Genomic DNA, 16,875 nt, shown 5'->3' with positions numbered 1-16,875 from the left:
TTCAGCCCGCGACGAGAAGTCGCGCGAGCGAGGGCAGCCCCTCGGCGAAAGTCGGGTGGATGTGCACGGATTGCTCGAGCACGTGCCACGTGGAGCCCGCTTCCATGTGAGCGATGAACACGTGAACCAGTTCCCCCGCTTCGTACCCGACCAGCGTCGCGCCAAGGATCTTGCCGCTGTCGTCGTCCACCACCATGCGATAAAAGCCAAGCGTGAGGTCCCACTCGTACGCGCGCGCGACCTGATCTAGCGGCAGCGTCACCGCGCGCGCTTTGAGTCCCTTTTTCTGCGCCTCATCGAGCGTCAAGCCCGCGCGCGCCACCTGCGGCTCGGTGAACGTCGTGTAGCCGAGAACGCGGTCGCTTCGCGAGCGCGCCTTGCCCGCGAGAATGCCCGTGAGCCGGCGATAGTCCTCCCACGACACGTGCGTGAATGCGGGCTGGCCGGCGACATCGCCGACCGCGTAGACGCCTTCGCATGTCGTGTGGAACTGGTCGTCGATCTTCACGTAGCCGCGCGCATCGAGCTCGATCCCGCTCTTAGCAGCGGCGAGCGCCTGCGTGTTGGGCGTGCGTCCGGTGGCGACCAAAAGCGCGTCGCCGGCGACGCGCGTTCCGTCGACAAGCGTCACGGCGAAGCCGCTTGCGCCGTGCTCGACCTTTGCGGTCTTCGCGTTGAGATGGAGCTTCACGCCGTCTTGCAGCAGCGACGTCTCCAGCGCGGCCGCCGCATCCGGCTCTTCACGCGCGAGCACGTGCGCGTGATGGTCGACGACGTGGACCTCGGCGCCGCAACGAGCCATGCCCTGACCAAGCTCCAAACCGATGTAGCCTCCGCCCATGACGACAAAGCGCGCCGGCAGCTCGGTCTGCTCGAAGAAACTGACATTGGTGAGATAGGGCGTGCCGGCGAGGCCGGGCACGTCTGGGATCGTCGCCGACGTGCCCGTGTCGATGACGACCAGCGGCGCTTCGACCTTCACCCCGCCGCCCTCGACCACGCGCGTTCCGGCAAAGGCTGCCTCGGCCCGCACCAACCGTATGCCTGACTCGGCGACTTTCTTTTCAGTCCCATCATGAAACTCGTCGCGAATGCGGCGCGTGCGCTTCATCACCGCGGGGAAATCGACCCTGACGTCGGCTTGGACGCAAAGACTCGCAGCGCGCCGCGCGCGCCCCGCCGCGTGCGCCGAACCCAAAAACGCCTTCGACGGCGTGCAGCCGTAGTTCGCGCAACTGCCGCCAAGTTTGTCGCGCTCGAACAGCACGACGCGTTTGCCCGCTTTCGCGAAGTCGAGCGCCAGCGGCACGCCGCTCTGACCGCCGCCGATGACGATGAGGTCTGCCTGTTCCATGTCTACAACGGATCCTTTTCTTGGCCGCAATACTCGGCGCACTGCTGCAGCAGCTTGGCCACGAGGCCGGTCCAGCCGGTCTGGTGGCTGGCGCCGAGACCCGCACCGCTATCGCCGTGGAAGTATTCGTGGAAGAAGATGTGGTCGCGCCAGTCGGGATCGTTTTGGAAGCGTGAGTCGCTTCCATAGAACGGCCTGCGGCCCTCGTCGTCGCGAAGGAAGATGTCGATGAGCCGGTGCGACAGCTCCGTGGCCACCTCCCACAGCGTCATCATCGTGCCGGAACCGGTCGGGCACTCGATCAAAAAATCATCCCCCATGTAGTAGTGGAACTTCTGCAGCGATTCCACGATCAGATAGTTCGCCGGAAACCACACCGGTCCGCGCCAGTTCGAGTTGCCGCCGAACAGACCCGAGCGCGATTCAGCGGGCTCATAGTCCACCTGGTAGCGTTGCCCATCCACCTCGAGCACGTAGGGGGACCGCTCGTGCGCCTTGGAAAGCGAGCGAATGCCGTGCGCTGAGAGGAATTCGGACTCATCGAGCATCCGCGCCAGCATGCGCCGCAGCCGATCGGAGTTCACGATCGCAAGCAGCCGGCGCTCTCCGAGGCCCGGGCTTCCCATGTGATGACAGTTCGCGTACAGGTCCGGCCGGTTGTTGATGAACCAATTCATGCGCTTGTTGAAGCTCGGTAGGTTGGCGAGTTTATCCGGCTCCAGCGGCTCGACCGCGAAGAGCGGGATAAGGCCCACCAACGAGCGCACCTCGAGCGGCTTGCGCCCGACTCCGGGGATGTGGATCGTGTCGTAGTAGAACCCGTCACGTTCGTCCCACAAACCGTCCGCATCGTCGCCCATGCGATTCATCGCGTCGGCTATATAGAGGAAGTGCTCGAAGAATTTCGAGGCGATGTCCTCATACACCGGGTTGGTCTGCGCGAGTTCCAACGCGATCGTGAGCATGTTCAAACAATACATGCCCATCCAGCTCGTGCCGTCCGCCTGGTCGAGGTGTCCGCCGTTGGGCAACTCAGCGTTGCGATCGAAGACTCCGATGTTGTCCAGACCGAGAAAGCCGCCTTGAAAGATGTTGTTGCCCTCGGCGTCTTTGCGATTGCACCACCAGGTGAAGTTCAACAGTAATTTTTGGAAGACGCGCTCGAGAAACGGGAGATCGGCTCGGCCGCGCATTTTCTTGTCGATCTTGAAGACGCGCCATGCCGCCCACGCGTGCACCGGCGGATTGGCGTCCCCCAGCGACCATTCGTATGCCGGCAGCTGTCCGTTGGGGTGCATGTACCACTCGCGCGTCAACAGATCCAATTGGCGTTTGGCGAACTCGGGATCGATGAGCGCAAGCGCTATCGCGTGGAAGCCAAGATCCCAGGCCGCATACCAAGGATACTCCCACGTGTCCGGCATCGAGAGAATATCTTCATTATACAAGTGCAGCCACTCGTGGTTGCGGCCCCGCTTGCGCTGGGGCGGAGGCCGTGGTCCGGCTGGGTCGCCCTCAAGCCAATCCCTGACGACGTAGTTGTAGTACTGTTTGCTCCAGAGCAGCCCGGCAAACGCGCGGCGCTGAACCGCGCGCGCGTCGTCGGACAGCGGATACGGCAGCACGGCGGCATAGAATTCGTCGGCCTCGCGCCGCCGCTGCCCCAACACCGCCTCAAATGTGGTATGCCAGACTTTAGTCTGGCTTTGCGCCCCGGGGTCGGTGTCCGTCAACCGCAACCGTATGGTCCGCGCTTGACCAGGCGCCAGATCCAGGATGTAGTGCGCCGCGGCCTTGGTGCCGCGCTGTTGCGGATTCACCGCGCCCTCGACCCCGTGCACCACGAAATCGTGGAACGCGTCTTTCACGAACGGCGTCGTATTCGGAGTCCCGAACAGCCGCTCGCTGTTGGTCTCATTGTCGGTGAATAGCCACGCATTCGGCTTTTGGCAATGCAGCCAGCGCCGGCCAAGCGTGGGATGCTCGGCTTGAACGACACCGACGTCTCCGCGCGCCTCGGCGATCGTCAGCAGCGGTTTCTGCGCGTTCGGAAACCAGGCCCACGAATTGCGAAACCACAAGGTCGGGAGCACGTGCAAGCGCTCTTGTTCGGGACCGCGATTCGTCGCGGTGATCTCGATCAGGATGTCGTCCGGGGTCGCCTTGGCGTATTCGATGGCCACATCGAAGTAACGATGCTCGTCCAAGACGCCGGTGTCGATCAGTTCGTACTCGGGGTCAAAGCGCGAGCGCGCGCGATTAGCCGCGCGCAGCTGCTCGTAGGGGAAAGCGCGCTGCGGGTATCGGTAGAGGCAGCGCATGTAAGAGTGCGTCGGCGTGTTGTCGAGAAAAAAGTAGTATTCCTTGACGTCCTCGCCGTGGTTGCCCTCGTGATTGGTCAGGCCGAACAGGCGCTCTTTGAGGATCGGGTCGCGTCCGTTCCACAGCGCCAACGCGAAGCACAAGCGCTGGTGGTTGTCGGAGATGCCGAGCAGACCGTCCTCGCCCCAACGGTAGGCGCGCGAGCGCGCATGCTCGTGGGGCACGTATTCCCACGCCTCGCCGTCCGCGCTGTAGTCTTCGCGCACCGTGCCCCATTGGCGCTGGCTCAAGTATGGGCCCCAGCGTCGCCAATGCGCCGTGCGAGCGCGCGCTTCTTCGAGGCGATGGTGTTCGGCGCTCGCATTCATCGCGCCGCCTTTCGGACGTTGCAGCAACGGACCTTTAGCTCCGTTCATCCAATATTATTCGCATGGCAACGCCCGCCGCTCAACCGCGTTTCGTCAGCCTACTCACCAAAGCGACGTTCGCCCTCATCCTGGCGGGCGGGCGCGGCTCGCGCTTGATGCACCTAACCGAGTGGCGCGCGAAGCCGGCCGTCCCCTTCGGCGGCAAGTTCCGCATCATCGACTTCCCCCTCTCCAACTGCATCAACTCGGGCATCAGACGCATCGGCGTCGTCACCCAGTACAAAGCGCACTCCCTGATCCGGCACATCCAGCGTGGCTGGGGATTCTTGCGCGGCGAATTCAACGAATGCGTCGAGTTGATGCCCGCTTCGCAGCGAGTCGAAGAGTCGTGGTACAAAGGCACAGCCGACTCGGTATACCAGAACCTCGACATCTTGCGGGCTCACAACCCTGAATTCGTATTGGTGCTCGCGGGAGATCACATCTATAAGATGGATTACGGCCGCATGCTGGTGCGGCACGTCGCAAGCGGCGCCGACGTCACGGTCGGATGCATCGAAGCGCCGGCCGAGTCGGCCGCTGAACTCGGCACGATGGCGCTCGACGCCAACGATCGCATCGTTGCGTTTTCGGAGAAGTCGCCGGAGCCGCACGCGGTTCCCGGCTCGCCGGGCACCGCGATGGCGAGCATGGGCATTTACGTGTTCAACACCGAGTTCTTGTACGAGCAGCTGGCACGCGACGTGGATGCGCACGACTCGACGCACGACTTCGGGCGCGACCTTATACCGTACATGGTGCCGCGTTATCGGGTGATGGCGCATCGCTTCAGCGAAAGTTGCGTAGGAGCCAACGAGTCAGGTCCGTACTGGCGCGACGTCGGAACCGTGGACGCGTATTGGGAAGCCAACATGGAACTCACCAAGGTCACGCCCGCTCTCAACCTCTACGACAACCAGTGGCCCATCTGGACGTATCAGGAACAAGTGCCGCCGGCGAAGTTCGTGTTCGACGAGGAGAACCGGCGCGGCATGGCAGTGGACTCGCTCGTCTCGGGCGGCTCAATCGTCTCGGGCTCGCCGGTCCATTCGTCGCTGCTCTTCAGCAACGTGCGCGTCAACTCGTTTTGCTCGATCAACGACGCGGTCATACTGCCCGACGTCAGCATCCGCAGGCATTGCAGGCTGAAGCGCGTCGTCATCGACAAGAGCTGCGATCTGCCCGAGGGCCTCGTGGTCGGGGAGGATGCAGAAGCCGACGCGCGGCGCTTCTATAGGACGGAGCGGGGCATCACGCTGATCACGCCCGAGATGCTGGGCCAGAGAGTCCACCACGCCGGCTGACGATGCACTGTTCCGAGCGCTAGCTCGGATGTAGTGCCGGGGCTTTAGCCCCGGTGTTCCGAGCGAGCGAAAATGTAGTGTTCCGAGCGAGCGAAGCGAGCTCGGAGCGGAGCGGAACGCTTCGTTGACGTGTTGAACGCGGAGCCGCGTGGCCGATAAACTCGACGTCATTCTCTGCTGGCACATGCATCAGCCGCAGTACCGCTCGCCGCTGACCGGCCGCTATCATCAGCCATGGGCGTATCTGCACGCGATCAAAGATTACTGCGACATGGCGTGGCACCTCGAGCAGGTGCCGGCCGCGCGCGCCGTCGTCAACTTGACGCCGATCTTGGTCGAACAGCTCGACGACTACTGCGCGCAATTCGCAGCGGGGGAGCATCGCGATCCGATCCTGCGCGCGCTCGCAACTATGGATTTCGGCACGTCGCAGGAACGGCGCGAGCTCGTCGAGTCGCTGTTCCGCTCCAATCAAGAGCGCGTGATCGACCGCTTCGCTCCGTATGCGGCTCTGCAGGCGAGTTACAACGCAGCCGCCAGCACCGGCAAGCCTGACTTTTCCGACCAATATATCGCCGATCTGCTGGTGTGGTATCATCTCGCGTGGTTCGGCGAGTCCGTGCGCCAGCATCACCCGGTGGTCGGCGAGCTGGCGCAAAAGGGCGAGGCGTTCACCGCTGAGGACCGCCTCAAGGTGCTCGCGCTCATCGAAGAGACGATCCGCGGCATCGTGCCCCGCTATCGCCGCCTTGCGGAGCGCGGTCAAGTCGAACTGTCGACGTCGCCGTACGCGCACCCGATGATGCCGTTGCTGATCGATCTGCGCTGCGCGCTCGAGGCCATGCCGGATGCGCCGCTTCCGCGGGCGCCGAAATATCCCGGCGGCGCCGAACGCGTGCGCGTTCATCTCGAAGCCGCCAAGCGCTATCATGTGGACAACTTCGGGGTTGCCGCGCGCGGCTGCTGGCCGTCTGAGGGGGGCATATCGGATGCCGCCGCCGCCATGTTGGCCCAGGCCGGCTTTGCCTGGACAGCAACCGGCGAAGGCGTCCTCTCGCACACGCTCGGCGCTCAGAACGATACGCCCGCCGCGCGACACGCGTATTTGTATCGGCCCTACGACATCCACACTGCCGGCGGGCGCATCGCCTGTTTTTTCCGCGATGACCAGCTGTCGGACAAGATCGGATTCGTTTACTCCACCTGGCATGCCGACGACGCGACCAACAATCTCCTCGTGGATCTCGAGCATATCCGCGAGCAGACCGCCGAGCAGGAATCCCCCGTGGTCAGCATCATCCTCGACGGCGAAAACGCGTGGGAGCACTATCCCGAAAACGCGCGCTATTTCCTAAGAGCGCTATACGAAAAGCTCGCAACCCACCCGCATCTTCGCATGACGACCTTCTCGGACCACCTCAAGGCCAACCCGCCCGTAAGCCAATTAGATCACATCGTCGCAGGAAGCTGGGTGTACGGCACGCTGTCGACGTGGATCGGCAACCCGGACAAGAATCTCGGTTGGGATGAACTGATCGACGCAAAGCGCACGTATGACGAAATGGTGCCGAACATCGAACCCGCGCTTGCAAACCGCATCGAAGCGCATTTGCGCGCCTGCGAAGGTTCCGATTGGTTCTGGTGGTTCGGCGACTACAATCCGGCGCAATCCGTGCGCGAATTCGACGTGCTGTATCGCGCGCATCTGCACGATTTGTACGCGATGTTGGGCAAGCCGGCGCCGGCACTGCTGGAGCGGGTCATCAGCGAAGGCCACGGCGACCCGGCGCACGGCGGCACCATGCGGCGTACATCGTGAGCGGCCCGGTCAAACTCTTGCTGGGCCTGCACGCGCACCAGCCGGTCGGCAATTTTCCCTTCGTCATCGACGATGCGCTGCAGCGCTGCTATCGGCCGTTTCTCGAAACGCTCGAGCGCCATCCGGGCGTGCCGTTCACGCTGCACGTCAGCGGTTGGCTCTTAAGCGAGCTGCGGCGGCGTCATCCGTCCGACGTCGCGCGTCTGCGCCGCATGGTCGCTCGCGGGCAGGTCGAGATGTTCGGCGGCGGCGACATGGAGCCGGTGCTCGCCGCGATCCCCGAACTCGACCGGCGCGGCCAGATAAAAGCGATGTCGAGCCGCGTGCAGTCGATGTTCGGTTCCCAACCCCGCGGCGCGTGGCTAGCCGAGCGCGTGTGGGAGTCCACCGTCATCCCGCCGCTTGCGGGGAGCGGAATACGCTACACGGCGGTCGACGATTATCATTTCCTTTGCACCGGCAAAACGGCGAACGACCTGGGCGGCTACTTCGCGACGGAAGAGGGCGGCGCGCGGCTCGATCTGTTCCCGATCTCCGAAGCGCTGCGCTACCGCATTCCGTTCGAGCCCGTGCGCGACACGATCGCCTATCTCGAAAACCTGCCGGACGGCTGGGCCGCCGTCTATTTCGATGACATCGAAAAGTTCGGCGTGTGGCCCGACACCTACCAATGGGTATACGAGAGCGGCTGGCTTGTCGAGTTCCTCAGCGCGCTGCAAGCTTCGCCGCGCTTGGAGCTGCTTCGTTATGGCGATTATCACCGGCAGTATCCTGCGCGCGGCGTCATCTATCTGCCGGCCACGGCTTACGCCGAGATGAATGAGTGGACGCTGCCGCCGCGCAGCGCGCGCCGTTGGGAGCGGCTGACGCGCCGCGCCCGCGCCGAGGGGACCTTAGACGAGGACAAGCCGTTCCTGCGCGGCGGCGTGTGGAAGAATTTCTTCTGTAAATACCCGGAGGCGAATTGGATGCACAAGCGAGTGCTGCAGGCGTCGCGGCGGCTGCACGCGCTCCCCGCGAAAAAGCGCACGCCCGAGATGTTCGCATACCTGCATCGCGCGCAAGCCAACGACGCGTACTGGCACGGGCTCTTCGGCGGCCTGTATCTTCCGCATTTGCGCCATGCGGTGTATGCAAATCTCGCGGGGCTCGAAGCGCGCCTAGAAGGCGTGGCGCCCCGCGCGCGCGCGGAAGTCTCCGACGTGGATCTCGACGGAGAAATGGAAGTCGCGCTGCGCAGCCGCCGGCTTCAGGCCGTGCTGCGCCCCTCCGCCGGTGCGAGTCTGTGCGAGCTGACGGACTATGGGCTGCGGCACAACTTCGGCGATGCGCTCACGCGGCGCGATGAGACCTATTACGATCGCATCCGGCGCGGCGGCGCTCCGCAGCACAGCGCCCCGCGGGTTCCGCGCCGCGACCGCGGCATCGCTACGATCCACGGCCGCGTGGCGTTCAAGGAGAAGATCGAACCATCCGATCTCGCGGTCGACGACGCCCCGCGCGCGCTATTCCTGGACCGCTGGCAGGCGCTGCGCAGCAAGCGGCCGGAGGTCATCGCGTACACGGTCGCCTGCGACGAACGCGGCGCGTCGGCACAATGCCGCGCCATCGGCGCATCGTTTGAAGTGACGAAGGCGTATAGGGTCGAGCAAGCGGTGTTGCGGGTGCGTTACGACCTTGCAGCGACGGCGTCAGCCGCCGGACGTTTTTCAGTCGAGATCAACCTCGCCATGCCGAGCGGCGCAGGGCCCGGCGGCACCTTCGTTCGAGACGGAGAGTTCTTTGGCGGGTTCGGCGCGACCCACGCGTGGGGCAGTGCCACGTCGCTGCAGCTCCACGACGCTGAACTCGGCGCCGCGGCCGCGATCGAAATATCGCCGGCATGCGATCTCCACGTCGCGCCGCTGTACACCGTATCGCAATCCGAAGGCGGCTTCGAGAAGGTCATGCAGGCGGTGACGCTGACGCTCACGTGGCCCCTGGCGCTGGAAGCCGGCGATCGCTTGCAGATCGAGACGGTGTTGCGATTCGTCAAAGCCACAGCATCAAGCCGAGCTCGAAGCGGTGGGCGAGCAGCTTGGAGTACGGATACGCGCGCACCCGCAGCGGCGCAGCGCCAAATTCGTCCGGGCGCAGGCTGAGCGCGAAGCGGCGCTCGTCACCGCCGTCCACAGCGCCCGCGTCGTCGAGCGTGATGCTGCGCTCGCCGACCAAACCGTCCACGCGAACGTCGGCGGGCGAAAGGCCGTTGAGCGTCAGCGCGACCTCGAACGGCTGATCGCTGATGCGGCGGATCGCCACGCCGGGCCAGCGTTCGCGCACGAGCGCCTTCCATCGAGCCAGCGATCGCGCGGGCTGGAAACCGTCCTGTGCCAGCTGCCTGCCGTGGACCGAAGCCGGCCGGTAGAAGCCGGTCACGTACTGCTCGACCATGCGCGCCGCGGAAAAGCGCGGCAGCAGCGTCTTCATCGAGCGCTTCGCTTTTTCAAGCCAGCCTCGCGAGAAACCGGACGCCGTACGCTCGTAGTACAGCGGCACGACTTCTTTTTCCAGGATGTCGTAGAGCTGAGCCGCCTCCGCGCGATCGCGCCGCGCGGAATCGCCGATGGGCGCAACGGGTTTGATCGCCCAGCCGTTTGAGCCGTCGAAGCCCTCACCCCACCAACCGTCGAGCACGCTGACATTGATGCCGGCGTTCATGCCCGCCTTTTGGCCCGAGGTGCCGCTGGCTTCGAACGGATACTCGGGCGTGTTGAGCCATGCATCCGCGCCGCGCACCATGCTGCGCGCCAGCGCCATGTCATAGCCTTCGACGAGGAGCACCTTGCCTTCGAACTGCGGACTTTGAGACCATCGCCAAATCGACTGTATCAGCGCTTGCGCCGGCAGATCGGCTGGATGCGCCTTGCCGGCGAAGACGAACACCACCGGACGATCCGCCGCGTTGCACAACGCGGCGGCTCGCGCCGGGTCCTCGAACAGAAGTCCGGCGCGCTTGTACGTGGCGAAGCGTCGCGCGAAGCCGATGAGCAGAACATTGGGATCGCCCGGATCCAGATGACGCAGCGCGCGTTCGAGACGACCCGCGTCCATGCCGTTGCGCGTGTACTGCTGCGTCAAGCGCCGGCGCAGGTCGGCGAGCAAGCGCGCTTTGATCCATTGCCGGGTGTTCCAGAAAAGCTCGTCGGGAATGCGCTCGATGCGGTCCCAGAAGTCGACGGCCGTGAGTTGGCCGCGCCACTCGCTCCCGAACTGAGCGTCGAAGAGCGTCGCCCACTCCGGGGCCAAGAAAGTTCCGACGTGCACGCCGTTGGTCACGTACGAAACGGGGTTTTCCAGCGGCGGCACCTGTGGCCACAACGACCGGCACAGCTGCGCCGACACGTCGCGGTGGATGCGGCTCACGCCATTTTGAAAACGCGAGCCCCGGATGGCAAGCGCGGTCTGATTGAAGCCGTCGCCCTGATCCGGCTTGAGCCCGAGCGCGTGCAGGTCTGCCGCCGCCAAGCCCAGCGCGCCGCAGAAGTGGCTGAGGTAACGCTCGATGAGCGCGGGCGGAAAGACGTCATGGCCGGCCGGCACCGCCGTGTGCGTGGTGAAGACGCATGACGCAGCGCACGCCTCGAGCGCGCTCGGAAAATCCAGACCGCCGGCGACCAACTCGCGACAGCGCTCGAGCGTGGAAAACGCCGCGTGGCCTTCATTGATATGCCAGGCGGTGGGATGCAAGTCCGCGGCGCGCAGCGCGCGTACGCCGCCGACGCCGAGCACCAGCTCCTGCTTGATGCGCATCTCGACGTCGCCGCCGTAGAGTTGATAGGTGATGCGCCGGTCGTGCTCCGAGTTTTCTGCGACGTCGGTATCCAGCAGCAGCACGCGAACGCGCTCCGCGCGGGCGTTCCAGACCCGCGCAGACACCAGGCGCTCCGCGATCGGCACGACCACGCGCAGTTCTCGGCCACCCGGGTCCAGCGCGGGCGAGACCGGCAGCTCGGTGAAATCCGAGGGCATATAGGCGGCGTGCTGCGCGCCGTCCGCGTCGATGGTCTGCGTGAAGTAGCCCTGGTGGTACAGCAGCCCGACCGCCACCAAGGGCAGGCCGAGATCGCTGGCCGCCTTGCAGTGGTCGCCGGCCAAAATGCCGAGACCACCTGAATAGATGGGGAAGCCTTTGTGCAAACCGAACTCGGCGGAGAAATACGCGACGAGATCGTGATAAGACATGCCGAACTGAGTCGCGAGCATTACGCGTCGAGGTACGCGGTCGTCGCGCCCATTCCATCTAAGGAGGACCTGCAATTGAAACGCGATCGAGTGTCGAGCGGCTCGCCGTGGGAATCGGTGGTCGGCTATTCGCGCGCGGTGCGCGCCGGCGCGCACGTCTTCGTCGCGGGCACGACGGCCAGCGACGAGAACGGCGACGTCGTGGGCGGCGCCGACGCCCGCGCACAAGCTTCACACGCGCTCGAGAAGATCCGCCGGGCGCTCGAGGCTGCAGGCGCGAGCATGAACGACGTGGTGCGCACCCGCATGTTCGTGACGGACATCTCACAATGGCGGCGCATCGGGGAAGCGCATGCCGAGTACTTCCGCGATGTCCGGCCCGCATCCACGATGGTCGAGGTGCGTCAGCTTCTGGATCCGGCGATGCTGGTGGAGATCGAGGTCGACGCCGTCGTCGGCGCTGAATGACTGTCCCCGGCGCGCATGGAATGGGGCGGCAATGCGGACGCTCACCGTATGGCTGTCTGCGCTTGCCATCGTATTCGGTTTCATAGCGGCATACGTCGATCTGAACACCGCTGAGGTGCAGGTCACCGTGTCGTTGTTGCTCGTCTTCGGCTTCATCCTGGGCTTCGCGCAGCCGAACAGGGCATGGCGCTGGGCCGCCATTCTCGGCGTTTGGGTGCCCATCGCGCAGATCACGTCGCGGCTCATGGATGGGACCAGGCCGCTGACCCCCGACTACCTTTTGTCGCCGCTGCTGGCGTTCGTGCCGGCGTTCGTCGGGACGTACCTAGGCGTTTTCATGCGCTTGGCGGCGCGCCGTCCAGCGGTCGTGAAAGACTAGTGAAAGCATGTGGTATGCCAGACTTTAGTCTGGCCGTAGTAGGTGGTATCCTCTGCGCGGTATTGTCGCTTCCCGCGATCGCGAACGCTGACGGCGACCACCGCGTTCTCTTCGCCGCCGGCCGCGCGCATCGTCACGTCGCGCGCCCCCACGTCTACGATCTCGTCAACGTGAAAATCCTTGCGACGCTCGACGAAGCGAATCGCTCCGTCGACGGCGACGTCACGAATACGATTCGCATGGTGCAGGCGGGCGGGCGCTCCATCGACCTCGACGCATCCGGCTTGCGATTCACACGCGTTGCGCTCGCAGGCGGCTCGTCGCTGCGCTACGAGACGCACGCCGACTACGTGCGCGTTTACCTGCCGCAGGCTGCCGTCTCGGGTCAGACCTACGCGATCGAAACGCGCTATCAAGCGCGGCCGATCAAAGGTCTGTACTTCGAAGGCCCCGACAAGTTCTACCCCAGACTGCCGCGCGAGGTCTGGTCGCAAGGCGAGCCCGAGGACAACCACTATTGGTTCCCCACCTACGATAACCCCGACCGCAAGGCCCCAAGCGAAACGGTCATCACCGTCCCCGAGGGTCAGGTGGTCATCAGCAACGGTTCGCTGGCCAAGGTGACGCACGATCGCGCTCGCAGGACCGCCACCTTCGATTGGGTCGAGAGCGTGCCGCACTCGACCTATCTCATCTCGATCATCGCGGGCGCGTTCGCCCAGGCCTCCAGCCACGCCGGCCCGATCCCGGTGACGTATGACGCGCCGGCGGACGCCATCGCCGAGGCGGCGTTCACGTTCCGCGCGACTCCGGATATGATCAAGTTCTTCTCCGACTTCAACGGCGTGCCGTATCCCTACGAGAAGTTCGCGCAAACCGTCGTCACCAATTTCCTGTACGGCGGGATGGAAAACGTCTCAGCGGTGACGCTCACCAGTCGCTCCCTGCACGACCGGCGCAGCGAGCTCGACGCCGACGGCGAAGGCCTGCTGGCGCACGAGCTTGCGCACCAGTGGTGGGGCGATCTCGTGACCGGCGCGGATTGGGGCCAGTTCTGGCTGAATGAAGGCTACGCGGAGTATTATACGATGCTGTACGCCGAACATGCGCACGGCATCGATGGATTCGACATCGAGCGGCGAAACACGCAGGCGGAATACTTCAGCAACGATGCGACCTACCGCAGGCCGGTCGTGACGCAGATGTACGGCGATCCGTTCGATATGGCAGACGACACGACGTACGGTAAAGGCGCGCTGGTGCTGCATATGCTGCGCACGGTGGTCGGCACCGACAGCTACCAGAAGGCGCAGACGGCGTTCCTCACGCAGTACCGCGAAAAGTCCGTCGACACCGCGCAATGGCAAGCCGCGATGGAGCAAGCCTCGGGTAAAGACCTCGGTTGGTTCACGATCGAGTGGCTGTACAAGGCGGGCTTCCCCGAATACAGCGTCTCGTACAGATATGATGCGACCACGAACACCATCAGAGTGGCGGTCGATCAGACGCAAAAAACCGCATGGAACACGCCTGCCGTGTTCGTCATGCCGATCACGATCGCGCTGCTCGACGGCGACGGAACGCCGCACCCGACGCTGATCCAAAACGACAAGCGCCGTCAGGTGTTCACGATCGCCGCGCCGGCCAAACCGGTGGCGCTGCTCTTCGACCCGGGCCACACCATCGTTTCGAAGGTGCGCTTCCCGCGCAGCGACGACGAGCTGGCCTTCATCGCGCGCAAGGCGCCATCGGTGTTCGATCGCCTCGATGCGTTCGACGCGCTGATCGCGCCGGCGAAACCGGATGTCCAGCGGTTCGCTGCGGCCGAGACGTTCCTGGCGCACGATCCGGTGGCCGACGCCCGCGCCTACGCGGCGGCGGGCTTTGCGAAATTCGCGCCGGATCCGCGGGCCGCCTCGGCGCTGCGTCAAGCGATGGGCGATCCGAGCGCCCACGTGCGAGCGGCGGCGGCGAAGTCGCTGGCTCTCTTCGGCAGCGACATCTCGTCGGTCGCGGCGTTGAATCTGCACGCCACGTACGATCCGTCCTACGCCGTCATCGCGAACTCGGTCGAGTCGCTCGCAGCCTCGAAGGCTGCGGGTGCGGACGCCGTGCTGGCCAAGGCGCTGCAGCAACCATCCGACAAGGGAGTGATCGCCTCGGCGGCGCTGCGAGGTTACGCAAAGCTCAAGGGTGCGGACGTCATCCCGCTCGAGGAACAGTATGCGCGTTACGGGGCTCCACTGGACACGCGAAATGCCGCGATCGACGCGCTTGGGGAGATCGGCAAGGGCAACGCGCAGGTGACGCAATTCCTCGGCGGCCTGCTCGGCGACCCTAACGCGCGCACGAATAGGGCGATCGTGAGCGCTCTTACCGGCCTGGGGGATCGCGCGGCCATCCCGTACCTTCAGCGCTATGCGCAGAGCGCGAAAACCTCGTTCCAACACCGCGCTGCGCTCGAAGCCATCGCGGTGATCGAGGGCAAGGCGCCGCGCGCGCCGAGGAATCCATGAGCGACCAGGGTCCTCGCGAAAACCGCTTCAAGTTCGCGCGTCCGATCAAGGTGGCGTTCCGCGACATCGACGGCATGCGCCACGTGAACCATGCCGTGTACTTGACCTACTGCGAGACCGCGCGCAACGAGTACTGGATGAAGGTGTGCGAGCTGCAAGATGTGTCGGAGTTCGATTTCGTCCTCGCCGAAGTGACCGCGCGCTACCACGCGCCGGCCAAACTCGGCGACGAACTGCTCGTGGGCGTGCGGATCACCGAGTTGCGCCGCTCGTCGTTCCTGTGCGAGGCCGAGATCAGCAACGTCGTGACCGGCCAGCTGGTATGCGAGGTGAACTCCGTGCAGGTGATGTACGACTACGCCACCGGCAAGTCGGTCGCTATCTCGGATAAACGCCGGCACCAAATCGAGGCATTCGAGGGCAAATCGCTCACCAGCGCCCCGAAGAAACTCGTGCGGACCAGGTCCAAAGGAGCGTAATCGAACGTAGCGACCCGAGCGCTAGCTCGGATGTAGTGCCGGGGCTTTAGCCCCGGAAGGCCTAGGATGCCGCCGAGTACTTGGTAAACACTGGCCCCGTGGAGCACCGTGCGGACAAGCGGTAAGCGGCTCGGTATAATCGCTATTGCGATCGTCTTCGGGGCGGCGCTCCTGTTCATCTGGCTGGTCCAATGGCAGATCGAACCTTCATTCAATCGCGCAGAACGCATCCAGGCGGCCCGCTCCAGCATTCTAGCCCTTGAGGCAAACCTGCTCGACCAGGACGCCAGCGTGCGCGGCTTCTCCGTCTGGCACGACCAGCGCGACCTGCGCTCGTACTTGACGGATCGCAACACGTTTGACGGAACCATGCGCAAGGCCGGACTTGAAGTCGCCGCCCTGCCCTCCTCTTCGGCAGCCACGTTCAACCGGTTCTACCGCGGCTATCATCGCTGGCTGAGCGGCGTCGCCCGGCCGTCGATCGAGACCAAACCGGCGACGGCGGAGCTCGTCGCGATCCGCTCGCGCGGGGCGCGTTTGATGCGCGGCATGCGCGCGGACCTGTCCGCCATGCTGAGCATGGCGGACGACGCGGCCACGGCGGAACTCAAGCGCGGCGAGGAACTCGCCGGTGCGGCGGCAGCGACCGCGGTGCTGGCCGTCCTTGCTTTCATGATCATCGCGCTGCTCTCGGAAGGCCGCCGCGAGATATTGGAGTCGGAGGGCATGCACTTCGTCGAGGCCGTGGACGACCTCGTGGCGGTGGTCAACTATCAAGGCTACTTCTTATGGACGAATCTGGCGTGGCAGCGCGTGCTTGGTCACATGCCCAAAGATATGAAATCGCGGCCGTTCACCGATTTCGTGTACCCGACGGATCGTGCCCCGACCGCCTACCAAATGCTGCGCCTCAGCCGCAACGAGCGCGTGCGCGGCTTCCGCAACCGCTACCGCGCCAAAGACGGCTCCTATCATTGGCTGGTCTGGAACGCCGTGCCCGATCCGAGCCGGCGCCTGATCTACGTCGCCGCGCGCGACGAGACGGATCACGTGCGCACCGAGACGCAGCTCGCGCAGCTGTCCAACAACGATCACCTCACCGGCTTGCCGAACCGGCGGCATTTCATCCAGGAGCTGAACCGGTCGATCAATATCGCGCAACGCCACCAGCTTTCGTTCGCGGTCTTGTATTTCGATCTCGACGGGTTGAAGGAGATCAACGATAGGAAGGGCCATGCGGCCGGCGACGACGCGCTGCGCGGAGTCGTCACGAGCATCGCCGGGCGATTGCGCGAAAGCGACCTCTTCGCGCGAGTCGGTGGAGACGAGTTCGCCATCCTCACGCCGCCGATCACGCTGCCGCGAGACATCGAATCGATGGCGGAGAAAATCGTGGAAGCGGCGCGCGACAAGATCAAGGTCGGCGACGAGACGCGATCGGTCGGGATCAGCATGGGCGTCGCGGGTTTTCCGAAAGACGGGACCACCGCGAATGAGTTGATCGCCTCCGCCGATAGCGCGATGTACTCCGCGAAGCGCTCGGGCGGCAACAACTACGCACGCTACGGAGAGTACCTGCGCGAATCTCCCCCCGGCGCCTGAG

General features: G+C 64.6%; 11 protein-coding genes. 8 read left to right on the top strand and 3 right to left on the bottom strand.

The window, feature by feature from the left end:
- Position 1: 1 nt before the first annotated feature.
- Positions 2 to 1,354: an FAD-dependent oxidoreductase gene (locus VN934_04685; GenBank protein HXM18086.1), complete on the bottom strand. Its 1,353-nt coding sequence runs from the start codon at positions 1,352 to 1,354 to the stop codon at positions 2 to 4.
- Positions 1,355 to 1,356: 2 nt separating this feature from the next.
- On the bottom strand, positions 1,357 to 4,092 hold the full coding sequence (locus VN934_04680; protein HXM18085.1) for a hypothetical protein: 2,736 nt from the start codon (positions 4,090 to 4,092) through the stop codon (positions 1,357 to 1,359).
- A 14-nt stretch (positions 4,093 to 4,106) separates the two neighbouring features.
- Between VN934_04680 and glgC the strand changes: the two genes are divergently transcribed.
- From glgC to VN934_04665, 3 genes are all read left to right on the top strand, one after another.
- On the top strand, positions 4,107 to 5,387 hold the full coding sequence (glgC, locus tag VN934_04675; protein HXM18084.1) for a glucose-1-phosphate adenylyltransferase: 1,281 nt from the start codon (positions 4,107 to 4,109) through the stop codon (positions 5,385 to 5,387).
- A 148-nt stretch (positions 5,388 to 5,535) separates the two neighbouring features.
- Positions 5,536 to 7,206, top strand: a complete 1,671-nt coding sequence (locus tag VN934_04670; protein HXM18083.1) for a glycoside hydrolase family 57 protein — start codon at positions 5,536 to 5,538, stop codon at positions 7,204 to 7,206.
- Positions 7,203 to 9,347 (top strand): alpha-amylase/4-alpha-glucanotransferase domain-containing protein, encoded by a 2,145-nt coding sequence (locus tag VN934_04665; GenBank protein HXM18082.1) that lies wholly within the window; start codon positions 7,203 to 7,205, stop codon positions 9,345 to 9,347. The genes VN934_04670 and VN934_04665 overlap by 4 nt, the downstream gene beginning before the upstream one ends.
- Here the strand turns inward: VN934_04665 and glgP are convergent.
- Positions 9,238 to 11,430, bottom strand: coding sequence for an alpha-glucan family phosphorylase (gene glgP, locus VN934_04660; protein HXM18081.1), 2,193 nt, complete (start codon positions 11,428 to 11,430; stop codon positions 9,238 to 9,240). The genes VN934_04665 and glgP overlap by 110 nt on opposite strands.
- Here glgP and VN934_04655 point away from each other — a divergent pair.
- The 5 genes from VN934_04655 to VN934_04635 all read left to right on the top strand — a co-directional run bounded on the left by VN934_04655 (position 11,419) and on the right by VN934_04635 (position 16,874).
- Positions 11,419 to 11,898 carry a RidA family protein gene (locus VN934_04655; GenBank protein ID HXM18080.1) on the top strand — a complete coding sequence of 160 codons (480 nt, stop codon included), beginning with the start codon at positions 11,419 to 11,421 and terminating at the stop codon, positions 11,896 to 11,898. The two genes, glgP and VN934_04655, sit on opposite strands and share 12 nt — an antisense overlap.
- A gap of 31 nt (positions 11,899 to 11,929) precedes the next feature.
- Positions 11,930 to 12,277, top strand: a complete 348-nt coding sequence (locus tag VN934_04650) for a hypothetical protein (GenBank protein HXM18079.1) — start codon at positions 11,930 to 11,932, stop codon at positions 12,275 to 12,277.
- A 14-nt stretch (positions 12,278 to 12,291) separates the two neighbouring features.
- Positions 12,292 to 14,793 carry a M1 family aminopeptidase gene (locus tag VN934_04645; GenBank protein HXM18078.1) on the top strand — a complete coding sequence of 834 codons (2,502 nt, stop codon included), beginning with the start codon at positions 12,292 to 12,294 and terminating at the stop codon, positions 14,791 to 14,793.
- Positions 14,790 to 15,272, top strand: a complete 483-nt coding sequence (locus VN934_04640) for a thioesterase family protein (protein ID HXM18077.1) — start codon at positions 14,790 to 14,792, stop codon at positions 15,270 to 15,272. The genes VN934_04645 and VN934_04640 overlap by 4 nt, the downstream gene beginning before the upstream one ends.
- A gap of 108 nt (positions 15,273 to 15,380) precedes the next feature.
- Entirely contained in the window at positions 15,381 to 16,874 is a 1,494-nt protein-coding gene (locus VN934_04635) for a diguanylate cyclase (GenBank protein ID HXM18076.1), read from the top strand.
- The last annotated feature ends 1 nt before the right edge of the window (position 16,875 follow it).

This window comes from Candidatus Tumulicola sp. (genome assembly GCA_035601835.1).
In the GTDB taxonomy this organism is placed as follows: domain Bacteria; phylum Vulcanimicrobiota; class Vulcanimicrobiia; order Eremiobacterales; family Eremiobacteraceae; genus DATNNM01.
Note: the sequence above shows the minus strand (reverse complement) of the source record. Positions and strands in the feature narration are given on the sequence as shown.

Excerpts from the sequence above, each read along its gene's own strand:
- VN934_04685 (HXM18086.1), bottom strand. The coding sequence starts at position 1,354 with ATGGAACAGGCAGACCTCATCGTCATCGGCGGCGGTCAGAGCGGCGTG.
- VN934_04680 (HXM18085.1), bottom strand. The coding sequence starts at position 4,092 with ATGAACGGAGCTAAAGGTCCGTTGCTGCAACGTCCGAAAGGCGGCGCG.
- glgC (HXM18084.1), top strand. The coding sequence starts at position 4,107 with ATGGCAACGCCCGCCGCTCAACCGCGTTTCGTCAGCCTACTCACCAAA.
- glgP (HXM18081.1), bottom strand. The coding sequence starts at position 11,430 with ATGTCTTATCACGATCTCGTCGCGTATTTCTCCGCCGAGTTCGGTTTG.
- VN934_04650 (HXM18079.1), top strand. The coding sequence starts at position 11,930 with ATGCGGACGCTCACCGTATGGCTGTCTGCGCTTGCCATCGTATTCGGT.
- VN934_04645 (HXM18078.1), top strand. The coding sequence starts at position 12,292 with ATGCCAGACTTTAGTCTGGCCGTAGTAGGTGGTATCCTCTGCGCGGTA.
- VN934_04640 (HXM18077.1), top strand. The coding sequence starts at position 14,790 with ATGAGCGACCAGGGTCCTCGCGAAAACCGCTTCAAGTTCGCGCGTCCG.